Raw genomic sequence first — 23323 nt, 5'->3', positions numbered from 1 at the left:
CTAGCCGATGCTGCGGGTCCGCCGGCGGACGAGCCCGGTCAGCGAGGCGACCGTCGTGCGCGGTGGCTGCCGGAGGTCGCGGTCCGGGTGCAGGACGGTGCGGAACGCGGCCCAGGCGACTGCGCCGAGGGCGAAGCCGTAGTCGGAGACCAGCCCGTGCCCGTTCTCCTGCGCGAACCACATCGCCAGCCCGAGCGCCGGCACGCCGAGCGCGAGCAACCGGTTCTTGCGAACGGCCTTGCCGCGGCCCGCGCCCTCGTCGTCGGAGCCCTGGCCGACGGCCTCGCCGGGGTTCTCGTCGGCGCCGCCGCGCAGCAGCAGGGCCGCGGCCAGCGTCGCGCCCAGGAAGTAGGTGGCGCCGGAACTGCCGGCGAAGTTGCGGGGGTCGGTGCTGTGGGAGGTCTGGCCCCACAGTTTGTCGATCTGCTCCGGCAGCAGGATGCCCGCGGCGAACAGGCCGAGCGTCAGCGGCGCACCCCAGAACCAGTTGGCGAAGGCCGCGACGGCGGCAAGGGTGGCGATGTTCCAGGCCGCCCCGCCGATGCCGCCGTTCTGCATGAAGACCGAGGTGACCACGCGCCACCAGCCGGACTTCGACGGGTCCGCGTCGAGCGCGCCCATCGCCCCTGACCAGCAGAGCTGGAGGGCCACCCCGGCGAGCGCGAGCCCGGTCAGGGCTACGGCCGCCCAGGGGATCCGCCGCCGGCCCAGTGTGCTCTGGCCGACCAGGGCCAGACCGCCTTTGAACATCAGCACCATCAGTGCCGCCGTGGTCACGTTGAACAGCAGGATGTCCATCGTCACCGCCCCCCTCCAGGCCGTGTGCGATATTGCTGATCATGACAGTAGCGTGACCCGGGGCTTTTTCAAACAGTGTTTGAAAGCGGGCCCGACTCGCTAGACTGCGGCCGTGAAGCTGACCGCAGACCGGATCATCGACGCGGGGATGGCGGTCTTCGCCCAGACCGGCTACCACGGCTTCTCCGTGCGCCAGGTCGCGGACCGGCTCGACGTGCACGCCGGCAGCCTCTACTACCACGTGCCCAGCAAGGCCGCGCTGCTCCAGCTGATGGCCGACCGGGTGGTCCGGCAGGCGTACGAGGCCGGCACGGCTGCCCTGGCCGGCCTGCCCGCGCAGGCAGGCTGGCGGGCCCGGGTCACGGCGCAGGCCGTCGCCCTGCGGCAGAGCATCCGGCAGCACCCCGGCGGGGCGATCATGCTCGCCGGCAGCCCGAAGACCCTCAGCCCCGGCGCGCTCTCGCTGATGGAACGGTTGCTCGCCACCCTCGCCGAGGCCGGCGTGCCCCCGGAGCACCGCGGCACCGCCGCCGACACCGTGCTCAGCCACGTCACCGGCTACGTGCTCCAGGAACAGAGCGACCCACCCGCGGTGCCGGTCACCGCCGAGGACGTCGCCGCCCTCCAGCGGAGCTTCCCCCTGACGGTGGCCGCCGCGGCCGCGCACGGGCCGGACGAGAAGTTCACCCGCAGCCTGGACCTGCTCTGCGCCGGTATCGGGACGCTGATCCGGCCGCCGTCCGAAGAACCGGACGGGAGAACACCGGTGACCTGAGCCGGAGAATCGCCGGCAGTGGGCGGCGACCTTGTCGAGGATCTCGTCGGCGGTCTTGGTCCGGATGAAGGGGCGGGGGTTGTCGTTCCGGTCGGCGAGCCGGGCCCGGGTGTCGCGATCAGGACGACGCCCCGATGGCCTGCCTGATGGAGCTCGGCCCCGACGGTCGCCGGCTCCGCCAGATCGAGCTGACCGAGGACGGAATGGCCCACCGGGGCACCCCGCCCGCCTTTCGACGTATCTGACAGGTCCGGTTGATCACGCGGCGAGTTGAGGCTGGCGGCGGCCCGTACCTGCTGGACGCTGCGGATTTCCTCGTCGGTGGGCCGGCCGGGGCGGGTGTGCGGAAATCGGGCGGCGATGATCGTGCGTCGGAGTCTGGAATTCATGTCGGACAGGGACGGTTCGGCCTTGGCGGTATACCCGGGTGCCCGCTCGTGGCGCTCGGTGCCGTCGGCGGGGTACCGGCGGTGCAGCGCATACCAGGCCACGGTGACCGTGTGTAGCAGTACAGGCCGAACGGGACGGCGCGCTCAACTGCGGGGCGGGTACGGCTTTGGGCCTGGCCGGCCCCGAGCAGGTCGCGGGCCTCGGCGAAGGTGACCTCGATCGGCCGGCGCCACTGATGGGCGCTCGTCCGGGCACGCCGAAGGACCTGGCCGCGACCCGCACCTTTCCATCCTCCGAGATCACGCGCTGTCAGCGCACTGAGACCGTGCCCCTGGCCGAGGCCAGCTGCCTGTGGTACGGCTCGTTCCGCACCGGCACCGTCCGCGTGATTCAGATGTGAGACGCGGACACCGGCAACGGCTACGGCCTCGCGCTGGTCACCAGCGGCCTTGCCATGTGTGCTCCGGCGCGGCCGCGCCGGCGGCCAGACGGGTGGTAGAGGTGCAGGTGGCGGCCAGGTTGAGCAGGGTCGTTGGGCCCCTTGGCCGCGCCGGACACCTTCTTCCCACGCCGCTTGAACAGCCTGTCGTCGACCGCGACGGTCAGCACCGCGTCTGCGGGCAGCAGTTGGCGCACGATCAGGTGGGACAGGGCGAGGCCCAGGATGTCGGGGTTCCAGGCGGCATGGAGGAGAAGGCGTGCGCGCGGTCGTGGGACCAGGTGCGCGTCGACCCCGCGCCGGTGGGCATCCCGGTCACCGTGCCCCGCCGCGTCTGCGCGGTCAGCCCGGTGACCAGGGCGGCGAAGCGCAGAGTGTCGAGAACTCGATGAGCTTGGAAGCCCGTGCCTGTCTCGTTCCCGGCACCTCGCCCAGCTGACAGATCCTCACGAACCCGACGTCGTGTGACGACGCCGAGGCCCTGGGGGTCGTGTCCGTCAGGTTCGGGGCACCTCAGCCGGTCCCGCCGGGTCCGGACGGCGCATCGCGAGTGTCTTCGTCCGGTCCGCCCGCTGGTGCGGAGGTAGGGCTCTGGCCGGCCGGTCTCCCGGTTCGGGGAAGGCCGGTGATGATCAGGTCGAGGGCGAACTCGAAGCGCTGGTCGAAGTGGTCGGGGCCGACGTAGGGCAGGGCCGAGGTCAGGGCTGGGTAGGTGCTGGCCGGTACCTGGTCCGGGAGGAGGGCCGGTTCGGTCTCTTGGGCGGCTTGCTGTTCCTGGGTGAGGCCCAGGGTCAGGTAGAAGATCGACCAGTGGGTCCACGCGGCTGTGCGTGGCGGGTGGCCGGCTGCCAGCAAGGTGGCGATCACGGTGTCGGCGTAACGCAGCGTGTGGGGCTCGGCGGCGAAGACGCCCGCGACCATCCTGGCGGCGTCGCGGTGGGAGAGCAGCGCCGCGCGGCAGCGACGGCTCAGCTCTTTGAGGCGGTCGGGGAACGCCTCGGGCAGCGGCTCGTCGAGACAGTGCGCGAGGAGTTCGTCGGAGGCCAGTTCGAGGAGGCGGCCCTTGCTGGAGGCGTGCCAGCGGATGGTGTTGTGCCGCACGCCGAGCCGGGCGGCGACGGTGCGCATGGTCACCCCGCCCAGTCCCTGTTCGTCGAGGACCGCCAGGGTGGCCGTGACGATCTCGTCCCGTGTCGTGCCCATGCGATGCGCCTTTCCGGTCGGCTTCCGCATCCGTGTTGTCCAATGGACAATCCTAAGGCATGCTCATCCTTGTCCAACGGACAAGGATGAGAGGAAGTGGTCGTCATGCTCGACGTGCTCATCGCCGGGGCCGGTCCGGTGGGGCTCTGGCTCGCCGCGGAGTTGCGCCTGCACGGGGTGGAGGTGGCCGTCGTGGAACGCCGGGCGGCACCGGACGGACGGTCGCGCGCGGTCGGCATGCAGGCCGGCACGCTGGACACCTTCGCCACCCGCGGCCTCGCGCAGCGGTTCATCGAACGCGGCACCCCAGTGCCGACCGGCCACTTCGGCGCGGCGACCACCCGGCTGGACTTCTCCACCGTCGGAGCGGTGCACCCGTACATGCTGGCGCTCGGTCAGTCCGTCACCGAACAGCTCCTGGAAGAGCACGCGGTCGCCGTGGGCGCCCGGGTGCTGCGCGGGGAAGAGGTCGTCTCGCTCACCCAGGGGCCGGACGCCGTCGAGGTGGTGATCCGGGCCGCCGGCACCCACCGGACCGTGCAGGCCCGCTGGGTGGTGGGCTGCGACGGCACCCGCAGCGCGGTACGACAGGCGGCCGGCATCGACTTTCCCGGCCAGGACACCACCCTGACCGGGTGGCTCGCCGACGTCGAACTCGACGATCCGCCCACCGCGCCGCTCGCCGCCACCGGGCCGGCCGGTTCGTTCCTGGCGGCCCCGATCGGCGACGGCGTACACCGGCTGGCGGGCCTGTCCACGGCCACCATGCACCACGGCACCGGCGAACCGCTGACCTTGGAGGAGGTGCGCGAGCAGACCCGCACGCTGCTGGGACGGGACCTGGGCATCCGCCACCCCCGGTGGCTCTCACGCTACGGCAACGCCACCCGCCAGGCCGCGCGGTACCGGGCCGGGCGGGTGCTGGTGGCCGGGGACGCGGCGCACATGTTCTTCCCGGCCGGTGGCCAGGGCATGAACCTCGGTATCCAGGACGCCACCAACCTGGGCTGGAAGCTCGCCACCACCCTCCAGGACCGGGCGCCCGACGGACTGCTCGACAGCTACGACACGGAGCGCCGGCCGGCCGCCCGCGCCGTCATCGACAACACCCGCGCGCAGCTCGCCCTGTTCGCCGCGGCGAGCCCCGAGCAGATCGCGTTGCGCGAGGTGTGGTCCGCCGCGCTGGCCGAACCGGAGACCAACCGCCAGTGGGCCCGCCGGATCGCCGGCTTCGACGACCCGCTCCCCGCCGGCCTTGCACCCGGCGCGCACCCGCTGACCGGCGCCCGGCTGGCAGGCCTCGCCCTGGACACGGCCGACGTACCCACTGCCCACCCGTTGATGCACCACGGCCGACCGCTGCTGCTGGACCTCGGCGGGACGCGGACACCGTGCCCCGCGAGTGATCTGGAACAGCGGGCAGCCACCGTCAACACCGAGGCGGCGCACCCGGTCTGGCGGGACGTCACCGCCGTCCTGATCCGGCCGGACGCCCGGATCGCCTGGGCCGGCACCGACACCGACCCGCAGCGCCGGGGCGCGGACTGCCTCACCGTCCTGCGCACCCTGTGCCGCTGAACGCCGCTCGGCGAGCCCACCCGCCGGACCCGCTCGGCCAAGCCCGGTGCCGTGACTCCGGCCGACCCGCCGGGACACCGCCTGCGGGGACGGTGCGGGCGTCCGGCTGTCACCGTCCCGCGATCGAGTGGGCGCTGTCCTGGCGTGGCGAACGCCCTGCGGTGACCGGCCCGCAACCGGCATGTGCCTGCCCGGGGACTGACCATGCTCCACAGCCCGGACCTCGCATGGCTTTGCCAACCCTTTACAACCTGTGCTGAGTCTGTCTCGTCTCTCCGCTCGATCCGTCACGCAGACCGCCCGGCCACCCGCCGGGCCGGCCGACGAAAGAGAGCGATTCATGCGCCGAACAGTCCTCAGCGCCACGGCAGCCGCGTGCGTCGCCGTGCTGGCGAGCACGGTGCCCGCGTTCGCCCATGGGGCGAGCGCGTCCCCGACCGCCCGTCCCTCCGCCACCTCCGGCCCGTCGGCCCGGCCGAGCGCGCCGGCCAGTGCGGAGCCGAGTGCGGCCCCGACCCGGGCGCCGAGCCGGGCGGCCACCCCCGTGCCGACCGCCGCGCCGAGTGAGGGGCGCGGCCAGGTCGGTGCCGTGCCGAGCGGCGCCCCCAACACCGGTGTGACCACCGGCTCCGACGGCTCCGGCTCGGACGGCGTGCTGATCGGCGGTGGTGCGGCCGGCGGCCTCGCGGTGGCCGGCGCGGCGGTCTTCCTCGTACGCCGCCGACGGGCGACCGGGGCATGACCCACCTCTCCAGGCGCGCGCTCGTCACCGCGGCACTGGCCTCGCTGCTCGTGAGCTGCGCCGGCCACGGCGGCGACGGAGCGGCGCTCACCCGCCCCGGCGGCACGGACGCGCCCGCCCGGTCCTCCGCGGACCCGGCGAACGCGCCGCACGCGCTGGGCCGTTCGGACCCGGCGCGGCTGCGGATCCCCGAGATCGGCGTCGACACCCCAGTCATGCCACTCGGGCTGGCGCAGGACGGCAGCGTGCAGGTGCCCCCGATCACCGCGCACGACCAAGCGGGCTGGTACCAGCAGTCCCCGACGCCGGGTCAGATGGGTCCGTCGGTGATCCTCGGCCATGTCACGGTCGGCAGCTACGGGGACGGCGTCTTCCGTCACCTCGACCGGCTGCGCCGGGGTGACGGGATCACGGTGCGCCTGGAGAACGGCAGGTCGGCCGAGTTCACCGTCACCTCCGTACGGACCGTCGCCAAGGCCGACTTTCCGACCAAGGCGGTCTACGGCGACGTCGACCGGCCGGAGCTGCGGCTCATCACGTGCGGCGGACCCCGTACTGGCGACGGCTATCTCGACAACGTGATCGTCTTCGCCGCGTTGAGCACCGCGAGCCACTGACCGGCCGCCGCCCGCCCCGATCCCGGGCCGATGGAACGTACACCGTCGGTCCGGGGTCTTTCCCACGGGTGCCCGTCCGCGCCCCGGGCGCGACGAGTGCCCTCACCCCCCATGGAGAGCGTTGAAACGGTCCCGCGAGAAGGCGGCAGCAGAGCTGTTCGCCGCTCTCTACCCGCGCCTGGCCGGCTGGTGCCGCCGCCTGGTCGACGACGACGAGACCGCCCACGAGATCGCCTCGGAGGCGTTCACCCGCCTCTGGGCCCGCTGGACGTCCGTATCGGAACCCCGGGGCTTCCTCTACGTCACGGCCGCCAACATCGTCCGGGACCACTGGCGCAAGCTGGAGCGCGAGCGCAAGGCGGTGCAGCGCGTCACCGTGGAGGCGTCCGTCCGCCCGCCCACCGAGCAGACCGACCCCTCGGTCCGCCTGCTCGTCCAGGCACTCCCCGAACGGCTGCGCATACCGATCCTCCTGCACTACTACGCTGACATGCCGATCCGGGAGGTGGCCGTGCTGACCGGGCGCAAGGAAGGAACCGTCAAGGCCGACCTGCACGCGGCCCGCGAACTGCTCCGCGCCCACCTGAGGAGAAGCCTTGATCACATACAATGACGACGGTCCGGACTTCGAACCCGACGACCCCCTCGCCGTCATCATGCGGCCGCCCTCCGAGCACCTGGCACCACCCCCAGGCCGGTACGAGGAGGTCCGCCGTGGCGCGGCCCGCCGTCGCATCCTGCGCGCTGCCGTCGGAGCCGGCGCGACCTGCGCGGTCGCCGCCCTCCTCGCCGTACCGCTGCTGCGTACCACCCACCAAGACCCTGCCGCCCCGACGGTCCCCCTCGCTCCGCCTCCGGCGAGCAGCCCCACGGCCCTGCCGACCCCGGCCGAGTCGGCTGCCGTGAGCATCACCCCTCGTCCCAGCGCCCGCCCCTCGACGGGTACGACGACGACCGTTCCCACCCGCCCCCCGGCGACGACCGCCTCGCCCTCCTCCGCCACCTCGGCAACCCCGACACAACCCCAGCGCTCGGCCCCCACCTCACGCACGCGCACGGTGGAGCCGTCGACTCACCCGGCACGGTCCGCGACCCCCTCCGCGGCCGGCATCCACCCATGACCCCTGACCCCTGCTGCTCGAGCCGCCAGGGCGATGCACCGGAACACAGCATCCTGGTACGGGGGCGGCCCGCCTTTCCGATTGAGTACGGGGCCCGGGGACTGTGCCGGTCGCACCGTGCTCGACGGCGTCGGAACCGGGGAACCAGTGGGTCGGATTCATGGTCTCGTCCGACCGCATGGGCGGCCGGTTCGGTCCTGGACCCCTGAGGTCAGGCCGTGGCTTCGACCAGCCGCTTCATACCGGGCTGGTCGGTCACGCAGCCCACCAGGCCGAGTGTCCGGGCCAGCTCCAGGTCGCGCTCGTCGTTGACGGTCCAGGCCATCACGTCGATGCCGGCGGCGCCGCACTTGTCCACGATGGCCCGGTTCAGCTGGCGCAGCTCCACGCTGACCAGGGTGGAACCGACCTTCTGAGCGCGGCCGACGAAGGTGTCACGGTGCGCGCTGGGGCCTGCCACCAGCACGGTGCGGGCCTGCGGCAGCAGGTTGTGGATCTCGATCAGCGCCGCGTCGTGGAACGACAGCACCGAGACACGGTCCAGCAGGTCGCGGTCGGTGAGTACGCCGGCCAGCGACCGGGCGGCGGCCACGTCCTTGATCTCCGCCTGGATCGGCAGCGTCGGCCCGACGGCGTCCAGTACCTCACCGAACGTGGGGATGTGCTCGCCGAGGCCGGCGTCGAGCTTCTTGAGCTGCCGCAACTCCTGGTCCGCGATGGGACCGGAGCCGTCCGTGGTGCGGTCCAGGGTTTCGTCGTGCATGACGACCAGTTCGCCGTCCCTGCTCAGGTGCAGGTCCAGTTCGATGCCGTCCAGTCCCTCGCGTTCGGCCCGCAGGAAGGAGCGCAGGGTGTTCTCCGGCTCGGCGGCCATGACACCGCGGTGGCCGATGGTGAAGAAAGACACTCGGTTGCCGTCCTTGGGAATGGTGGTCCGGGGCAGCCGCACGAGCGCCGTACCCCCCCGCCGGGCGGCGGGCGACCAGTCGTCGGAGAGCCCAAGCGTAACGGGCCCGCCCGGTGGTACTCCGCCCGCCTGCACCGTGCCGGAGCGTGCCCGGGGCAGGGCGGGTGCACTGGAGTCTGGCTCGCAAGGATCAGTGGCCACTCGCGCCCTGAAACGGCTGGTGCGCGGCGAGGATCCGCCCGCTCGGCCGCTCCGGGTCCCGGGGACCGACGGGCGCGGTTCGCCCCGCGGTCCGTACCGCCGCGCCGATACGAGTCACCAGCCGCACGGTGCCCACGGTCATAACGGCGCGAGTCACGGCCGTGGCGCACTGTCGACGTGACCGTTGAGGTAGCTCCGAACGATCGACAGGAAGCCGGGGTCGGGTTCCAGGCGCATGGCCTCCTGTGCCTGCAACGCCAACTTCCCCGCGTACGCTGCGAGTTCAGCTGCGCACAGTATGACGACCCAGAACGACTACCGTTCCGGATCACCCCTCGGTCGCGCTCCGGAAGGCGGCCGCCGTATCGTTACGGCACATGTGGCCAGGAGAGCAGCAGTTCAGGGGCGATCAGAACCCGCAGCAGCCCCAGGTCGGACACCAGCCGAATCCGTACCTGCAGCCCGGACCCGGCCCGTTCCAGCCGAACCCCTACCAGCAGCCTCAGCCCTGGCAGGTGCAATCGCCCACGCAGCCGGCTGCCGGCGGGCCCGTGCCTCCGCCGACGGGCGGCGGCCGGAACCGGACCAGCGTCGTCGCCGTCGTCGCCGCGGCGGCCGTCGTGCTTGCCGCGGGCGTCACCGGATTCCTGGTGCTCGGCGACCACAAGCACGACGGGCCCGACCCGAAGCCGACCAACACCGCCTCGCCGTCGCAGAGTTCCACCGATCCCAGGGGGCCCGACACCCGGACCGCCACGATCAAGGGCTGGAAGGTCCTCACGAACCCGACCCAGGGAATCGCGTTCGACGTCCCGCCCCAATGGGAGGTCCAGCCCGCCGACTGGGTCAGCTACGTCGCCAAGGACGGGGACCCGGACGACAAACCCCTCATCGCGATCCGCAATGTCGCGATGCTGCAGAAGAAGTGGTGTTCCTCGGACGACGACCGGGACGGCACGCTGGAGGACACACCACTGGCCCAGCTGGGCACGAGGGGCAACAACGGTTACAAAACCACTCAGGAGATTGCGGGCTCCGACCCGGAGACCTGGGTGTACGGGGCGTACGCCCAACCGGACAAGACAAAGGTGAAGTCCGGTACCGTCGAGGAGTTCACCACGAACTCCGGTCTCAGGGGCAGCCTGGGAACGGCCTGGTCCGTGGGTGTGAAGAAGTCGAAGAAGTGCGCATCGGACGGCAAGGCCTGGGTCTTCGCCTTCAAGAACTCCGCAGGGGACCTGGTCTCCTGGTCGTTCTTCGGTGCCAAGAACGTGTCCGGCGAGGTACCGGACGCGACACTGAGGAAAGTCGCTGCCACGGTACGGCTTTACAAGGCCCCGTCGGACTCCTGATTCCAACCTTCGATCCGGTTTCGCTGTCTCAGGAACGTGTGGACCCTCCGTCGTCGGCAATGCCGCGATGCAGAGTGTGCCCGCTCCGGCAGCCTTTGGCCCTACGGCACCAACCCGGTACAGCGGCGGCACCAAGCGCCAGACGCCCCAGGAGGTCGTGGCGGCGGCCCTGAAGGCACTCGACCGCCGCACGCCGCCGCCCATTACGGTCTCCGGTCGGCGCAACAGTGTGATGGCCACCCTGGGCCGGGCGATGAGCAGGCGGCGCGCCGTCCTGGTCATGGGTTCCGCCACCGCTCGGTAATCCGCTCTCACGAGCCGGGCGGACCCCGGCTCACCCCTCGCACCTCGAACCGCTGCCGCAGTCGTTTCGGGCACGGGCCGTACTCGCCCGGATCGATCACAACCCGGTACGCGGGCCGGCCCAACTCCGATGAGGACGAGCTGGACGCCGACTTGGGCGTGGGCGGGGCACACGGTGTTGTGTGTCATCGGAGCGCGGTGTTCAGGAAGGTGTTGCCCTGGGCGACCCCTGCCTGGGCGGCGTTGGTGTTACGCAGGGGAGGCGATCTGCTGACGGGCCACTTCTGGTGCGGGCGGCCCGCCTCTTCGTGTGCAGCCGACCGGGCGCGGCGTCGTCGGTGCGGGAGGGGTGTCTTCCGGGTGCGTGCTGGGGCGCACTCGAACTCGCCGAGGGCATGGCTGACGGGTGCAGCTGGGCTGGCGCTCGGGATGTAGCGAGGGAGACGTACGGGGTGAACCCGTCGGCTTTCTCGGGGACTTCGTGGAGGACGTCGTCGATGGCGCTGCGGATCGTGTTGCGGACGGCGCGTACCGGTACTGGGCGGCGAGCCGGTGGGGCAGGGTCGGCCGACGCCCGCGGATGGTTCACCCCGGCTTGCCGTCGTCCAGGTGCGGGACGCGGCCCGGGACGCCACCGGAGACCGACCTCGCACCTGCCGGGGGAGACGAGCCCCTCTCACAGGATGGCGCAGACCGGCTGGAAGGGATGTCCTGGCCAGTGCCCGGCGGAGAGATCATGATAGGGGGGATGACTGAGAACCCATACTCTGCGATACCAACTGTGGTGCGGCTCCCGCGATACACGAAAGCGGAGCAGGACGAGATCCTCGGCGACGGCGATGATCCCTTCGGTGTGGCGGCGGCCGGTTTGACGTGGCTGCCCAAAGAAGAACACGTCGGGATCAGACGCGGCAGCCGGCTCGTGGCACATGCCGGCCTGTTGCGACTGCCCGTCGTGATCGGCGAGGCCGAGACTCAGGTGGTGGGTGTCGGCGGGGTGGCCGTCGCACCCGACCTGCGAGGCCGGGGACTGGCACGGCTCGTTGTCACAGCCGCGTTGGAGAACGCCCGCGCCATGGGCCCTCAGCACGCACTCTTGTTCTGCCGGCCTCCTCTCGTGCCCCTGTACCAGTGCCTCGGATGGCACCTGCTGGACGAGGACGTACTCGTCGAACAACCCGAGGCCCGCGTCGTCGTCATGCCGCTGCGGACCATGGTGACACCCCTCCGCGACAACGCTCACTGGCCCTCAGGCCCGGTGCGCCTGCTCTCGCTCCCGATGTGACGGACCCTTGCCCTCAGGGCCGGCCGCGCGGCGGCGACGGGACCATCGCCGAAGCCCTCCAACACCGCCACCACTACGCCATTCCTCGGGAATTGCATCAGGCGGGTGTGAATCCACAGGTCGCCAGTTCACAGATCTACGGCCAGCCGGACCTGTGGATCTGTGGACCTGCGGACCGAAGCCGAACGCCTTCGGGCAACACACCGCCGAGCGCCTCGTCACAACTCCCGGCCGGCCAGCGCACGTCCGACGCCGCCCGACGCTTCACGAGACACCGGACGACGTCCCCTGGCTGTCCCCGGTGGGCTTCCCGGACACCCCGCGGTGATGACCGAGTCGGGCAGCGCCTCCACAAGGTCGGAATCCAGCCCCGGCGGGACCGCCCCACCACCCTGTTCACCCTTGGCACCGATCTGCCCGCCGCCCTCCTCGCCGAGTGCTCGGCGTCCACAGCCAGGTCGCCGTCCAGTGGCACAAGACGTCCGCCGGCGACTGGATCGCCCGCGCCGCAAACGTCGGCCGACGGGCGAGCGACTGGGCGTTTCACGCGGCGATGGAGTGTCCTTCCACCGGGCAGTACCGCTAGAAGTACGCGACCACACGGTCGGCCAAGGACTCGTATGTTCCGATGCTGAAGGAGATACCCATGTCGTCAACGGGCGAAGATCGACTCCTCACGCAGGCCCTCGCGGATTCGGCCTGGTATGCGCGCACCTGTGTGCGTGCCCGCAGATGGCACTGGGCGACTGAGCTCGGGGCCCTGTTCACCGGGGCTGCCACGGTCGTCGCCGCAGGTGTCGGGGCACCCGCAGTTGTCACAGCTACCGTGGCCGGAGCCACGGTCTTTATCGGAGGATTCCGTCAGGTATTCAACTACACGGAACGTTATGTCCTCGCCGCAGAAGCCTGGACAAGACTGCGTCTGGCCATCCAGCGTTACCAGTTGGTTCCCGAAGAGAATCGCAACGACGAGGTTCGTCAACGCCTGTTGAATGAAGTAGAGGCGACAGCTAGGGACGAGTTGCAGGCGTGGGCCGCCTACCGTCGCGGGCTGGAGAGCGCGACAGAGCCGGGGAGCAGGCAGGCCTGATAAGGCCTGATCACCTGCGCTCGTCAACCGTGAGGCTTACGGCAGGCCATGGAAAATCCATGAAGCGCTCCGTCGCTCGATCAAGCGCGAAAGAACGCCCCCAAGCAGGTCAGAACGGCTCGAAGCTCGGATTGACTGGACCGATCTCGCCACGCGCTGCCAGTTCGTTCAGATCTTCCGGCTCAAGGAACGCCACGGCATCCGGATCGATGCCGTGGTACGGATCCACGTCGCGCAGGCGCTTGACGAAGGAGAGTACGAAGTCGGTGAACGGTCCGTCGAAGACCTCGGGGTGGGCCCCGTTGATGTTGGTGACAACCTTCCAGCGGTCCGGCTGCTGGGCGCACGGCCAAAAGAAGTGCTCGTCGCCCGAGTAGTCGTATCCCCAGGAGATGAGGCCGCCCGGGTCAGGGTGGAACCGGAACGGATACTCGTCCGAGCCACGCCGCCACGACTGGCCGAACGACTCGTGGACCTTCCGCATCCTAGTGAGCAGCGGGCTGGTACCTCGCGGGTGGAAGACGACCAGCTCGCCGCAGATCGCGCCCGTGCCATAGGCGTCCAGAAACGCCTTGAAGTCGTACGGCAGTGCTGAGCCGACATAGTCCTCGACTTCGGCCCAGTCCTCCGGAGACGATTCACGAGCCGGAGGCGGGCCGAACAGCCGCACAAGATCACCCAACTCCGCCATGCGCTCCCCCGCTTGATCGTCCGTTGCCGACCGCAAACCTAGTCCGACGCCGGTGCGGGCACCAGGCAGGGGAGCCCACTCCGGATCGGTCCACTCATCACATCGATAGCGCCAAGACGAAACGGCGCCTCATTCTCACGCAGCGAAGTTCAGAGAAGACGTGACTGTGGGAGGAGAGCGCGAGCAGGTCGTCGTAGCGAGCGACTGTGAGCGACTGCGAGTGACTGAGGGCGGCGGTGTGCCGGGCGGCAGGCAAGCCGGCTGTCGCCAGTCGTCCCAGGAACGTCACCACGGCTCCGCTCGCCTCTCCTGCCGCAGGTCTTTGACTCCGGAGAGCGACGGACCGCGCTGGCTGTGCCAGCCGGCAGCAGCTTCTCGATCAGTGGGTGGGTGCCCACCTTGGCAGGTCGCCGCCGGGCAGTCATCGGCGGTCGCTCTGCGCAGGCCGGTGGCGATCGCGTGTGCGGTTGTCGTCCGTCGTGCCGCACGGGATGCTGAGGGAGCACGGAGGGAAGCGGTGCCATGGATCGTTTTCCGAATGCGGCCAACGTCGACTTCCACAGTCCTTTGGACCTCTCCAAGGCCGCCGCCGCAGTACTGGACGCCGAAGGCCGTATCTCCGGATGGGGATCCTCGGCCCAGCGCCTCCTGGGCCATGCACCGGAGGATGTACTCGGCAAGCCGGCCACCCGGCTGCTGGCAGCGGCCCCGGGGCAGCGCCAGTCCGCCCTCTGCACGGCACACAGGCCCCGCAGCGCAGTCCTGGACCTCAGCTGTCGGGACGGACGTACGCTGCGCGCGGCCGTCACCTTCAGTCCGCTCGCGCACCAGGGCGTCGCCGCGACCGTCGTCGTCGCGGCCGACCTGGAGGCGCAACGCGGCTGGGAGGCGCAGCTCGCGATGCTCCAGGGACTGGCGACCGAGTCTCCCGTGGGCCTGACGATCTTCGACACCGACATGTGTGTCGTCTGGGGGAACGTCTCCACCGATCTGGAGCTCGGGGGGATCGGCCCGTACATCGGGCGACCGGCCGAGGATCTCTTTCCCGAAGGTGAATTCATCTCCCGCCACCACCCCCCGGACGAAGACCAGATCATGGAGCACGTTCTGAAGACGGGGGAACCGATCATGGGCATGCACTATCGCGGTCGTGCTCCCGTCGACCCGGTGCGCGAGCACGTCTGGTCCTGCTCGTACCACCGGCTGGTGGACGCCCGAGGCGAACCGCTGGGGCTGTTCGAGGAGTCCCTGGACATCACCGACCGCTACCACGCCCAGGAACGCCTGTCGCTGCTCGTGCGGGCGGGAAAGCGCATCGGTGCCTCGCTGGACGTGCGTCGTACTGCCGCGGAGCTCGCTGACGTGGCGGTGCCGCAGCTGGCCGACGAGGTTCAGGTGGACCTCCCGCCGGCGGTCATCGAGGGACGGCAGCCACCGACGGGGTCGGCGCCGGGGCACAGCCTGCTGCGGATGCACGGCCGTACGCCGGAGGAGTTCCGGACCAGTCCCGTCTCCTACCCGCCGTCGTCACCGCAGGCTCTGAGCCTGACCACCAGCCGCCCCGTCGTCGACGCCTCCGGGCCCGAGGCGGCGGGCGGCGAGGGATCGGCCGTCGCGCACTCCTGCCTCTTCGTCCCGCTGCTCGCCCGCGATGGGGTCCTCGGCCTCGTCACCTTCCGGCGCAGCAGCAATCCTGACCCGTTCGGGCCCGAGGAGCAGACGCTCGCCGTGGAACTGACCGAGCGAGCCGCCGTAGGCATCGACAACGCCCGCCGCTACACCAGCCAGCACTCGGCAGCTCTGGTACTGCAGCGCAGCCTGCTGCCACAGCACCTGCCGGAGCAGAGCGCGGTCGACGTGGCGTACCGCTACCTTCCCGCCGACAGCCGCGTGGGCGTGGGCGGTGACTGGTTCGACCTGATTCCGCTGTCCGGCGCCAGAGTGGGCCTGACCGTCGGTGACGTGGTGGGCCACGGCGTGCACGCGGCCGCGACCATGGGCCGACTGCGCGCCACCGTACGAACCCTGGCCCTGCTGGACCTGGACCCGGCCGAGCTGCTCACCCGGCTGGACGCTCTGGTCGCGCAGGAGTCGGAACCGAACGCGGACGACGGGCCGGGCAACGAGGCGCTCGGAGTGACCTGCCTCTACGCCATCTACGACCCGGTCAGCGGCCGGTGCGTCTGGGCGAGCGCGGGCCACCCCCCGCCGATCGTGGCCGACGCGAACGGCTCGGTGGCCCTGTCGTCACTCGTGCCGGGACCGCCCCTCGGGCTGGGCGGCCTGCCCTACGAGAACGTTGAGGTGGGTTTGTCCAGCGGCAGCGTGGTGGCGTTCTTCACCGACGGCGTGGTGGAGGACCGGCGCACCGACATCGACAGCGGAATCGACCGGCTCGCCCATGTGCTCACCTGGCAGCGATGCCCGTTGGAGGAGCTGTGCGACCGGGCCCTGTCGACCCTGCCGCCCGGGCCGCAGGCGGACGACGCCACACTGCTGCTCATTCGCACCCGGCGGCTCGGCTCTGACCGGGTGACGGACCTGGAGCTGCCGCCCGACCCGGCCGTGGTGGCTCACGCCCGCACAGTCACCCAGCGCCAGTTGGACACCTGGGGCCTGTCCGACGTGTCCTTCACCGCCGCACTCGTGGTGAGCGAGCTGGTCACCAACGGCATCCGGTATGCGACCGGGCCCGTCATGCTGAGACTGATCAGGGACCGCTGCCTGCTGTGCGAGGTCTCCGACACCGCGCACACCGCGCCTCACCTGCGGCGAGCGCGTCGGGACGATGAGGGAGGCCGCGGCCTGTTCCTCGTCGCCCAGATGTCCCAGCGCTGGGGCACGCGGTACACCTCGTCCGGGAAGACCATCTGGGCCGAGCTGGCGATCCCTTAGAAGATTTCAGAACGCGGCAGAGAATTCAGAAGGCGGCAGAAGATTTCAGAAGGCGGCCGCGGCGGACGAAAGCAGAACCGGTGGCCACCGACGCAGTGGCTGTGCCGCCGAGGTGGACCGCGTGCGAGGTCGGCCGCCCGGAGTCGGCCGCGCGCTGTGGCCGGACTGCTCGGGCTGCGTCGGTGGCTGGACTGCTCGGGTCACGTCGACGGCTCGGCCTGAAGCCGCTGGGCGGCCTCGACGGCGGTGACGGAGGAGGAGAACGCGCACGGGGACGGGTCCGTGCGTTCGCAGGTCCGCCAGCCGCTGAGGGGCCTCGTCGACGGCCGGGAGGCGACCGGCAAGGACCCGCCAGACCACCAGGAGCGCCTCGACGCGCCGCTCGAACCATTCGCGACGTCGCCGCGTCACTTCCAAGTGCCCGCTTCGGTAGGTGAAGCCCCACAGGGCCTCCCGGGACTGCCGCACCGACAGGATGAGGATGACGTCCACGCCTGCCGGGCGCGGCCCCGTGGCGTCGGCCGACCCTCCTCTCGACGAACGGCATCATGTGCGCGTCGCGGAAGGGGTGGCGCAGTGCCGCGACGTCGAGCTGGGCGAGGTGCGCGACGTGCCGGGCTGAGGTCATGGCCTCGGCCCTCCGCGCCCTGCGTTTCTATGTCAGTGAATAATGCTTTTAGAAGCTTCGACGATTACGCAGCATCCCCCCGGCCGGGGGTCCATGCGAGCCCGGACGGGGCCGTCGGTGCCGAGCAGCCCCTCCAGCAGCGCGAGATTCATGCCGCACACGAGCGGTGGGAAGCGTTCGGCGACGGTATGGAAGGGGCAGTTGCGCATACGGACGACACGCGCGGCCGCCCCCGACGCCCCTTTGGCGTCTCCGATGCCTTCCAGGTGTGGTTCGTAGCCGCGGGCGGCCAGCATCTGCGTGGCCTCTTCGAGGCTGCCGCAGGGCGCCGCCGAGCCGCGCAGGACCTCACCGCGGCGGCGCGCGGCCGCACGGAGCCCGTCGTCCAGCCCGGCCTGCTCGGCCGCCTCGGCGAGCAGCTCGGCGGCCGTGCGGTAGTCGCGGGCGGGCAGCGACACCGACCGCTCCGCCTGCGCCCGCGTGTACACCTTCGCGGGCCGGCCCGCCCCCGGCCCCGAGCGGCCCGTCAGACGGCGACTGCCGCTCTCCAGCAGCCCGGCCTCGGTCAGCCTGTCCAGATGGTGCGCAGCGAGTGTGCGCGCCACCCCGGCCGCCTCGGCGGCCTCGTTACGGCCGACCTCGCGCCCCTGTGCCACCACGTACTCGTACAGACGGCGCCGCACCGGATCCTGCAACACCGCGATCGCATCGATGTCCTCCACCCTGCCATTCTAGGAACAACACGGGTTGGAGATAGAAAGACGGACCGCTCCGGCCGGCCCGTCCCGAGAGCGCATCGACGGCACACGTCCTCCTGCGCTCCGTGGCGCTATCGCGGAAGATCACCGGTGCGTCGCGCGGCGGCCGAATGGCGGAGGAAGCCGCCACCTGCCTGGCCAAGGCCGCTGCCGGGTCTCTGCGCCGCAGCCTGATCAATGTCGCCGATGGTTCACAGCCAGCCGCGCCGCACCGCCTGGGCACCGGCCTGGAAGCGGCTGGTGGCGGAGAGCCTGGTCAGCAGGCGGGTCAGGCGCCGACGCAACGAACGTTCGCTGATGCCGAGTTGACGTGCTATCGCCTCGTCTTTCAGGCCCGTGCCGAGAAGCGTGAGGAGCGCCCGGTCGGCCGGGGGCGGGGTGACCTCGGCGGTGATCGTCACGTCCGCCGAGCCGAAGGGGACGGCTCGCTCCCACAGTGCCTCGAACATCGCGGCGAGTGCCTGGGTCAGGGCGGACTCGCGGACGACCACCGCGGTCTCCATCATCCGGTCCGTGCTGGCGGACAGGGGGAGGAGGGCACGGCGGCGGTCGGCGAGGAGCAGTTTGACAGGGATGTCCGGCAGGACGCGGATGTGCTCGCCCGCCTGCGTCAAGCGCTGGGCCTGTGCGTAGCCGCCGGGTGCGGCAATGACATCGGCGGCGTGCACGGCCCGGCAAGTGACACCGCGGCCGAGCACGTCGAGCATCGGATCGAGACTGTCGTCACCGGGGTCGAGGAACGGGGGGCCGACGAGGACGAGCAGTTCCCGCTCGGTGGCTGCGAGCAGGTCGGCCACGTGCGCCGCGATGGCGGGGGCTCCGTGCACGATCTCGGTGAGGCGGCGGGTGTCGTCGCGAAGCCGGGTCTCGCGGAATTCGTCCGCGAGTTGGTCGGCCGCTTGTTGAAGACGGTCGAGATCGGTGCGGCGGCTGCGGATGAGGGCGCCGAGGCCGACACGGGGGTCGACGGGTACATGGCCGCCGCCGGGGACCGGAGCGGCGAGTTCGACGGCGCAAAGCCGGGTGAGGGCGTCGCGAACGGCGGGCTCGGGCAAGCCGGTCACCTCGGCGTAGGCGGCGGCGGTGCCGGGGAAGTCCCGCAACATCGCGTGGTAGACGCGCTCCGCGGCCTCGTCGAGGCCTATCGGCTCCCACATGGCCCGCCCCCCTGTCACGTACTGTGCCGGGCCGACCCTAGCCGACCCGGCGGGAGGTCACGTAGTCATGAAGCGCGGCCCAGCGCGAGGCCATTGGGATAGGCGAGGCCGTCGGCGAAGGTCGCGGTGACCTCACCGGAACCGGCGTCAAAGGCGGACACGGAACCGGCGGACTCGTACTGGGCGAGGTAGACCGCCTTGCCGTCCCTCGACACCGCGAGATCACCGAATGACGGCGTGATGGTGAATTGCCGGGCCTTCAGGGTGCGGGTGTCGATGGCAGCGAGCCCGCTGCGGGTGTCGGAGACGTAGAGCGTGCGGCCGTCGGGGCTCAGAGCGAGGTCCAGAGGCCGGCCGCCGACTGGGACCTTTCTGGGCGCCTGGGCGGGCCTGGCGGTGTTGTAGACGTCGACGGCACCGCCGTAATAGTCAGTGGTGTAGAGCTGCTTGCCGTCGGGGCTCAGCTGGACACGACGGGCGAACGGGCCGCCTGCGGAGAAGACAGCGCGCTGAGCGCCCGTTCGGGTGTCGAGAGCGACCACTTCATGCCTGGAGTAGACGCCGACGTACACGGTCTTGCCGTCCGGGCTGACGGCGGCGCCCTCCGCGGGGCCGGGGAGTGTGACCGTCTTGACGAGCCGTTTCGTGGCGGTGTCCACGATGGCCAGCTGCTGGGCGACCATCGAGGTGACGTACGCGTACTTCTGGTCGTGGCTCAGGGTTACGTAGTCGGCGTCGATGCCGAGTGGCACGGCGGTGGTCATCTTCTTCGCGGAGGTGTCGACGATGCCGAGGGTGCCGTTGTGGAAGTTGGCAACGTAGGCGGTGCGGCCGTTGCGGGTGACGGCGATGGACCATGGCTCGGCCTCGGCACCGACGCCGATACGGGCGGTCTCCTTGCCGGTGGAGGGATCGATGCCGATCAGATGGCTCTGGCCGTCACCACTGTCGGTGGCGTCGGAGGTCCACAGGGTGCCGACCGACGGACGCGGCGAGGAGGTTGTGGTGGCATGGGCGGTGGTGGCTGCGGCGGTGACGAGCGCGAGGGCGGCGAGTGCGGCGTGGACCGTGCGGGTCATACGGCGTGCCATTTGTGGACCTCCGGGTGGGGAGCGATGGGCACCGGTGCGTTCCTGCGGCCACCGGAACGCTAGACGTCCACGAGGGTGGTGTCGACGGCTGAGGGACCGTGCGACGGCACTTTTCCGGCCGGTTCCGGACGCTGGCCGAACCCGGCCAGGACAGGATGGGGGGCAGCCGATGACGCGGTACGAGCCGGCTCCCCTGTAGTCGGTCAGTGGATCCGCGCAGTGGTGTGTGTGCTGACCTGACGTTTCGCAGATTGACTGGAGGGGGCGGCAGTTGGTGTGGTTCGGTCGCTGCGAGGTGGTTGGGGAGAAGGCCGTGGACGACCTGACCGCCAAGGCGGAGGCAGTCATGGCGGCCGTCCTGGAGCACGTTGCCGATGCCCTGCTGGCTCACGCGGTCCTCTTCGCCGGCCTGGGCACGAACGAGGAGACGACCACCGTGGCGACCGGCTCGCACACCGCGTCCGCTGCCGCCGCGGGCCTGCCTCGTCGCGGGGGGATGGGGCCGTGGCGCGTGATGGCCGCGTAGAGGGGTGGCGCGTTCCGCAGCCGTTCGGGGGTGGTGGAATCGCCAGGGAGAGTGCCGGCGGTGGCGGTGTGGGGATGCGTGGCTGCGGGAGGAGTTCGGGGCTGGGAATGCCCGGGTGGGGCGGCTGGCGAGGGCAAGTGCGTAGGCCCGGACACCAGGGGTGTGGTGCCTGGTGTCCGGGCCCGGCGGCGTCTGGATGGGTGTGGGGTGTCGGACAATGGCCGTGTCCGTGGTCCCTGGCCCGATTGCGGCGGTCCGGGGCCCCGTGTGGTGGTGCGGTTTCGGGTCAGTCCTCGTCGCCGAAGTCGTCGTCCCCGCCGTCCCAGTGGTGGCGGGTGACGCGGAAGCTGGCGACGACGCCGTCACGGACGTGGACGTTGTCGTCCTCGTCGACGTGGAGGCCGTAGCTGGAGCTGTGGGGTCCGACGGTGGCGATGGGGGCGCCGTTCTCGCAGACGGCTCCGCGGAAGACCTCGACGGTCTTGCGGCTCTCGTTGAGGACGTTCAGGCTCCGGGCACCGAGGCCGCTGACCACGGTGATGCAGTCACCCGAGCGGCTTGAGTACGACCGCTCGTTGACGAGGATGCGGCCCTCTCGGTGGTGGTGCTCACCGCCTTCGTTGCCTTTTCCTTCGTTGCCCTTGCCCTGTCCGGAGTTGCCGCCGAGGGGCGCCGCGGCCACGCCGGCCGGGGCTGCCTGGGGCGCCTCGGCGGAAGTGGCGGAGGCGTAGGTGATGCCGGTCGCGACGAGGGCTGCGGCGGCTGAGACAGAGGCGGTGACCATAGTGGAACTGGAAAGCTTCATGTCGCTTCTCCTGTTTCTTCCTCTGAGACACCGACTCGTCAGCCGGCTTGTGATCAAACGTATTCGTGGCTGTCATTCCGGGCATTTCGAAAGGGCGGCTCCATGGCGCTGATCGGGGCATTGGAAACATTGAGCAGGGCTTCAAATGGGAGAGAAATAAAGAGGATTGACGTACTATTAGTCCCTTAAGGTGATCTTCTGGCGTCTATCCATCCCTTGCCGTGGCGTGTCGCTGCGGACGTGATGGGGTGAGCCGTGTTACGTGACGCTGGTTGTGTCCTGCGAAAGCCGGCGCGCCAGGTGTCGCGGGAGGGGATCCGGGCGGCGAGTTCGGGCGCGTATGTCTTGCCTGTGCTTTCCGGCCGCGGTCGCAGGAGTCCGTGTGGCGCGGGGGCGGCCTGCCCGGACAGGACTGCCGGGGACTGCCGTCCCGAACCAGCCCAGTCGGCCTCGGACCCCTGAGTGAGCGGACGGACGATCCGTGCTCGGCGCTGACGCTCCACCAGCAGTGCCCTGCGACTTGCCCGCGACACCCGCAGCCCGCTGGACGAGGCGCGCCCTGGAGGCGCTGCTTGCCGCACCCTTCGCGCTCGGCGAGCGCGCAGCCGCCCCGGCCGGCCTGGAGGACGCCGTCGCCCACTGCCGTCAACTCGGCCCGCCCTCCGTCGCGGACGCCGCCGCCCGGCTCTGCGCCCTGCGGATCGATCCCGTTCCAGCCGCCGGGCGCCGGCCGCCAGTGGTCCACCAGTACTTCGACGCGGTCAGCTCGGTGACTACGCGCTCGCGTGGACGATGGGAGAGTCCGTCCCGAGACGAGCCCGACATGTGGATCTCCCGGCCCGACGGCTGCACGGCCCGGCAGGAGGTGCCGGCCCGGGACGGGAAGAACGTCCAGGACGAGCCCGGCAGTTGTCAGCCCGCTTCGGGTTCCTGGTACTTCGTGTACGACAGCACCACGGTGACCGAGGTCGTGAAGGCGACGGTCGAAGGGCGACAGAGGTCCGGACGGCCGACCGCGGCGGAGAAGTCGGCGCAGTGATCGATGCCCGACACCTGCACGAACTGATCCGTCGTCGCAGCTTTGCTCGCCGGCCGCCACCCGCGTGAGCCACTTCCCGGGCAGGAGGCCGGGGTCTCCGCGACCCCCGCCGTCGGAGATCCGCGTACCCGCTGGTGCTGGTACCCGCTGGTCCCGGTACCCATTGGCGGGTACCGGGACCAGCGGCGTCTGCACTCGGTGTTGGCCGGGCCCTGCCCTTGACCGGCGCGTGCACTCAGGACTGTGCCTACTTGCCGGGGGTCCAGTCAGTGGGCAGGCCGGACTGGGTGAGAACCGCGTTGAGGTTGTAGTAGTCCTTGTCGCTGGCGATCTGCTTCCCGTCGAGGACGAGGATGGTGGCCATGGGCACTGCGAACGGCTTGGGCGCGCCCTTGATGTGCCCGGCGTACACCGACTCGATGGTGATGTGGTCACCGCTCTGGTAGGCACCGGTCACGGTGACGTGGACTTGGTCGATGAGCGTGTCGGTGCGGGCCTTCCATCCGCTGATCTCCTGGCGGCCGTGGGAGGTGAAGACGACGGCCTCGTCGGTGTAGGTGCCGTTGCTGGTGAAGAGGCTGCCGAGCTGGTTGGGATCGGTGCCGTTCCAGGCCGCGGCCCAGGCCGTGACCTGGCTCGGGAGGTGACCGTCGGGGGCCTTGTCGGCGAAGGCGGTACCGCCCAGGAGGGCGACGCCGACGACGGCGGACAGGGCGGACACCACGGGGGTCCTGTGGAGGTTCATGATGGTGCCTTTCGGTGTCAACGTGTGATGCGGGGCCGGGATCCGCTGGGAGGATGGCGGTCTGAGGTCACCTCAGCTGCGGAGCGGCGTCGGGGATCCAGGTGCCGTGGAGTCCGGCGCTGACGCGGTGGGGCAGGTGGATGGTGGCGACGTGGTTGAGGCCGGAGGCGTCGAGGATGAGTAGGTG

25 protein-coding genes are annotated in these 23323 nt (G+C 70.7%); 14 read left to right on the top strand and 11 right to left on the bottom strand.

The genetic code is table 11. The features are described from left to right. Nucleotides 1-798 (bottom strand): hypothetical protein, encoded by a 798-nt coding sequence (locus ADK64_RS17710; RefSeq protein ID WP_053660210.1) that lies wholly within the window; start codon nt 796-798, stop codon nt 1-3. 112 nt (nt 799-910) lie between these two features. Here ADK64_RS17710 and ADK64_RS17705 point away from each other — a divergent pair, with 112 nt between their 5' ends. Together ADK64_RS17705 and ADK64_RS17700 are read left to right on the top strand one after the other, a co-directional pair. Further along, nucleotides 911-1573, top strand: a complete 663-nt coding sequence (locus ADK64_RS17705) for a TetR/AcrR family transcriptional regulator (protein ID WP_053660048.1) — start codon at nt 911-913, stop codon at nt 1571-1573. Nucleotides 1574-2129: 556 nt separating this feature from the next. After that, entirely contained in the window at nt 2130-2363 is a 234-nt protein-coding gene (locus ADK64_RS17700) for a hypothetical protein (protein ID WP_053660046.1), read from the top strand. 552 nt (nt 2364-2915) lie between these two features. Here the strand turns inward: ADK64_RS17700 and ADK64_RS17690 are convergent. After that, complete coding sequence (locus ADK64_RS17690) at nt 2916-3605, bottom strand: TetR/AcrR family transcriptional regulator C-terminal domain-containing protein (RefSeq protein WP_234384612.1); 690 nt, start codon at nt 3603-3605, stop codon at nt 2916-2918. A gap of 105 nt (nt 3606-3710) precedes the next feature. On the opposite strand from ADK64_RS17690, the gene ADK64_RS17685 reads away from it, so the two are divergent. From ADK64_RS17685 to ADK64_RS45040, 5 genes are all read left to right on the top strand, one after another. Beyond that, nucleotides 3711-5183, top strand: coding sequence for an FAD-dependent monooxygenase (locus ADK64_RS17685; protein ID WP_053660209.1), 1473 nt, complete (start codon nt 3711-3713; stop codon nt 5181-5183). Nucleotides 5184-5523: 340 nt separating this feature from the next. After that, on the top strand, nt 5524-5925 hold the full coding sequence (locus ADK64_RS17680) for a hypothetical protein (protein ID WP_053660042.1): 402 nt from the start codon (nt 5524-5526) through the stop codon (nt 5923-5925). Beyond that, the gene (locus tag ADK64_RS17675; protein WP_053660041.1) at nt 5922-6542 is read left to right on the top strand and encodes a class F sortase; all 621 of its coding nucleotides are present in this window, start codon (nt 5922-5924) and stop codon (nt 6540-6542) included. Before ADK64_RS17680 ends, ADK64_RS17675 begins: the two co-directional genes overlap by 4 nt. Before the next feature lie 121 nt (nt 6543-6663). After that, a complete protein-coding gene (locus ADK64_RS17670; protein ID WP_053660039.1) occupies nt 6664-7155 on the top strand; it encodes an RNA polymerase sigma factor in 492 nt (163 codons plus the stop codon). After that, nucleotides 7139-7663 (top strand): hypothetical protein, encoded by a 525-nt coding sequence (locus tag ADK64_RS45040; protein WP_107093010.1) that lies wholly within the window; start codon nt 7139-7141, stop codon nt 7661-7663. The genes ADK64_RS17670 and ADK64_RS45040 overlap by 17 nt, the downstream gene beginning before the upstream one ends. Nucleotides 7664-7874: 211 nt before the next feature. Here the strand turns inward: ADK64_RS45040 and ADK64_RS17665 are convergent, their stop codons facing one another. Then, nucleotides 7875-8570, bottom strand: a complete 696-nt coding sequence (locus tag ADK64_RS17665; protein WP_053660037.1) for a glycerophosphodiester phosphodiesterase — start codon at nt 8568-8570, stop codon at nt 7875-7877. 578 nt (nt 8571-9148) lie between these two features. On the opposite strand from ADK64_RS17665, the gene ADK64_RS17660 reads away from it, so the two are divergent. The 3 genes from ADK64_RS17660 to ADK64_RS43085 all read left to right on the top strand — a co-directional run bounded on the left by ADK64_RS17660 (nt 9149) and on the right by ADK64_RS43085 (nt 12801). Next, entirely contained in the window at nt 9149-10123 is a 975-nt protein-coding gene (locus tag ADK64_RS17660) for a hypothetical protein (RefSeq protein WP_053660035.1), read from the top strand. 1051 nt (nt 10124-11174) lie between these two features. Then, nucleotides 11175-11711: a GNAT family N-acetyltransferase gene (locus ADK64_RS17650; RefSeq protein WP_053660207.1), complete on the top strand. Its 537-nt coding sequence runs from the start codon at nt 11175-11177 to the stop codon at nt 11709-11711. A 628-nt stretch (nt 11712-12339) separates the two neighbouring features. Further along, on the top strand, nt 12340-12801 hold the full coding sequence (locus ADK64_RS43085; RefSeq protein WP_234384611.1) for an SLATT domain-containing protein: 462 nt from the start codon (nt 12340-12342) through the stop codon (nt 12799-12801). Nucleotides 12802-12910: 109 nt separating this feature from the next. Here the strand turns inward: ADK64_RS43085 and ADK64_RS17645 are convergent, their stop codons facing one another. Then, nucleotides 12911-13471 carry a hypothetical protein gene (locus ADK64_RS17645; protein WP_234384610.1) on the bottom strand — a complete coding sequence of 187 codons (561 nt, stop codon included), beginning with the start codon at nt 13469-13471 and terminating at the stop codon, nt 12911-12913. A gap of 543 nt (nt 13472-14014) precedes the next feature. Between ADK64_RS17645 and ADK64_RS17635 the strand changes: the two genes are divergently transcribed. Next, the gene (locus tag ADK64_RS17635) at nt 14015-16387 is read left to right on the top strand and encodes a SpoIIE family protein phosphatase (RefSeq protein ID WP_053660028.1); all 2373 of its coding nucleotides are present in this window, start codon (nt 14015-14017) and stop codon (nt 16385-16387) included. A 45-nt stretch (nt 16388-16432) separates the two neighbouring features. Here the strand turns inward: ADK64_RS17635 and ADK64_RS47370 are convergent, their stop codons facing one another. Beyond that, on the bottom strand, nt 16433-16855 hold the full coding sequence (locus tag ADK64_RS47370) for a DUF3291 domain-containing protein (protein ID WP_234384620.1): 423 nt from the start codon (nt 16853-16855) through the stop codon (nt 16433-16435). 13 nt (nt 16856-16868) lie between these two features. Here ADK64_RS47370 and ADK64_RS47365 point away from each other — a divergent pair, with 13 nt between their 5' ends. Then, nucleotides 16869-17009: a hypothetical protein gene (locus ADK64_RS47365; protein WP_234384609.1), complete on the top strand. Its 141-nt coding sequence runs from the start codon at nt 16869-16871 to the stop codon at nt 17007-17009. A 38-nt stretch (nt 17010-17047) separates the two neighbouring features. Here ADK64_RS47365 and ADK64_RS17630 read toward each other — a convergent pair whose 3' ends face one another. The 3 genes from ADK64_RS17630 to ADK64_RS17620 all read right to left on the bottom strand — a co-directional run bounded on the left by ADK64_RS17630 (nt 17048) and on the right by ADK64_RS17620 (nt 20021). Further along, nucleotides 17048-17737 carry a helix-turn-helix transcriptional regulator gene (locus ADK64_RS17630; RefSeq protein WP_053660026.1) on the bottom strand — a complete coding sequence of 230 codons (690 nt, stop codon included), beginning with the start codon at nt 17735-17737 and terminating at the stop codon, nt 17048-17050. Between the two features lie 227 nt (nt 17738-17964). Continuing rightward, nucleotides 17965-18930 carry a TrmB family transcriptional regulator gene (locus tag ADK64_RS17625; protein WP_053660024.1) on the bottom strand — a complete coding sequence of 322 codons (966 nt, stop codon included), beginning with the start codon at nt 18928-18930 and terminating at the stop codon, nt 17965-17967. A gap of 65 nt (nt 18931-18995) precedes the next feature. Next, nucleotides 18996-20021 (bottom strand): YncE family protein, encoded by a 1026-nt coding sequence (locus ADK64_RS17620; protein ID WP_159046280.1) that lies wholly within the window; start codon nt 20019-20021, stop codon nt 18996-18998. 313 nt (nt 20022-20334) lie between these two features. Between ADK64_RS17620 and ADK64_RS17615 the strand changes: the two genes are divergently transcribed. Beyond that, nucleotides 20335-20547 carry a hypothetical protein gene (locus ADK64_RS17615; protein WP_107093008.1) on the top strand — a complete coding sequence of 71 codons (213 nt, stop codon included), beginning with the start codon at nt 20335-20337 and terminating at the stop codon, nt 20545-20547. 286 nt (nt 20548-20833) lie between these two features. Here the strand turns inward: ADK64_RS17615 and ADK64_RS17610 are convergent, their stop codons facing one another. Then, nucleotides 20834-21352, bottom strand: a complete 519-nt coding sequence (locus tag ADK64_RS17610) for a hypothetical protein (protein WP_053660019.1) — start codon at nt 21350-21352, stop codon at nt 20834-20836. Nucleotides 21353-21872: 520 nt separating this feature from the next. On the opposite strand from ADK64_RS17610, the gene ADK64_RS17605 reads away from it, so the two are divergent. Further along, nucleotides 21873-22391, top strand: coding sequence for a hypothetical protein (locus ADK64_RS17605; protein ID WP_159046279.1), 519 nt, complete (start codon nt 21873-21875; stop codon nt 22389-22391). Nucleotides 22392-22638: 247 nt separating this feature from the next. On the opposite strand, the gene ADK64_RS17600 is transcribed toward ADK64_RS17605, so the two are convergent. After that, a complete protein-coding gene (locus ADK64_RS17600) occupies nt 22639-23136 on the bottom strand; it encodes a nuclear transport factor 2 family protein (protein WP_053660015.1) in 498 nt (165 codons plus the stop codon). 67 nt (nt 23137-23203) lie between these two features. Beyond that, nucleotides 23204-23314 carry a carotenoid oxygenase family protein gene (locus ADK64_RS45035; RefSeq protein ID WP_420712994.1) on the bottom strand — a complete coding sequence of 37 codons (111 nt, stop codon included), beginning with the start codon at nt 23312-23314 and terminating at the stop codon, nt 23204-23206. Between the last annotated feature and the right edge of the window lie 9 nt (nt 23315-23323).

This window comes from Streptomyces sp. MMG1121, assembly GCF_001280015.1.
In the GTDB taxonomy this organism is placed as follows: Bacteria; Actinomycetota; Actinomycetes; order Streptomycetales; family Streptomycetaceae; genus Streptomyces.
The sequence above is the reverse complement of the archived record's forward strand: the minus strand, read 5'-3'. Positions and strand labels throughout refer to the sequence as shown.

Coding starts and splice junctions, on each gene's coding strand:
- ADK64_RS17600 (WP_053660015.1), bottom strand. CDS start 23,136: ATGAACCTCCACAGGACCCCCGTGGTGTCCGCCCTGTCCGCCGTCGTC.
- ADK64_RS47365 (WP_234384609.1), top strand. CDS start 16,869: ATGACGTCCACGCCTGCCGGGCGCGGCCCCGTGGCGTCGGCCGACCCT.
- ADK64_RS17710 (WP_053660210.1), bottom strand. CDS start 798: ATGGACATCCTGCTGTTCAACGTGACCACGGCGGCACTGATGGTGCTG.
- ADK64_RS17675 (WP_053660041.1), top strand. CDS start 5,922: ATGACCCACCTCTCCAGGCGCGCGCTCGTCACCGCGGCACTGGCCTCG.
- ADK64_RS43085 (WP_234384611.1), top strand. CDS start 12,340: ATGCTGAAGGAGATACCCATGTCGTCAACGGGCGAAGATCGACTCCTC.
- ADK64_RS17650 (WP_053660207.1), top strand. CDS start 11,175: ATGACTGAGAACCCATACTCTGCGATACCAACTGTGGTGCGGCTCCCG.
- ADK64_RS17610 (WP_053660019.1), bottom strand. CDS start 21,352: ATGAAGCTTTCCAGTTCCACTATGGTCACCGCCTCTGTCTCAGCCGCC.
- ADK64_RS17660 (WP_053660035.1), top strand. CDS start 9,149: ATGTGGCCAGGAGAGCAGCAGTTCAGGGGCGATCAGAACCCGCAGCAG.
- ADK64_RS17690 (WP_234384612.1), bottom strand. CDS start 3,605: ATGGGCACGACACGGGACGAGATCGTCACGGCCACCCTGGCGGTCCTC.
- ADK64_RS17685 (WP_053660209.1), top strand. CDS start 3,711: ATGCTCGACGTGCTCATCGCCGGGGCCGGTCCGGTGGGGCTCTGGCTC.
- ADK64_RS17625 (WP_053660024.1), bottom strand. CDS start 18,930: ATGTGGGAGCCGATAGGCCTCGACGAGGCCGCGGAGCGCGTCTACCAC.
- ADK64_RS17680 (WP_053660042.1), top strand. CDS start 5,524: ATGCGCCGAACAGTCCTCAGCGCCACGGCAGCCGCGTGCGTCGCCGTG.
- ADK64_RS17635 (WP_053660028.1), top strand. CDS start 14,015: ATGGATCGTTTTCCGAATGCGGCCAACGTCGACTTCCACAGTCCTTTG.
- ADK64_RS17620 (WP_159046280.1), bottom strand. CDS start 20,021: ATGGCACGCCGTATGACCCGCACGGTCCACGCCGCACTCGCCGCCCTC.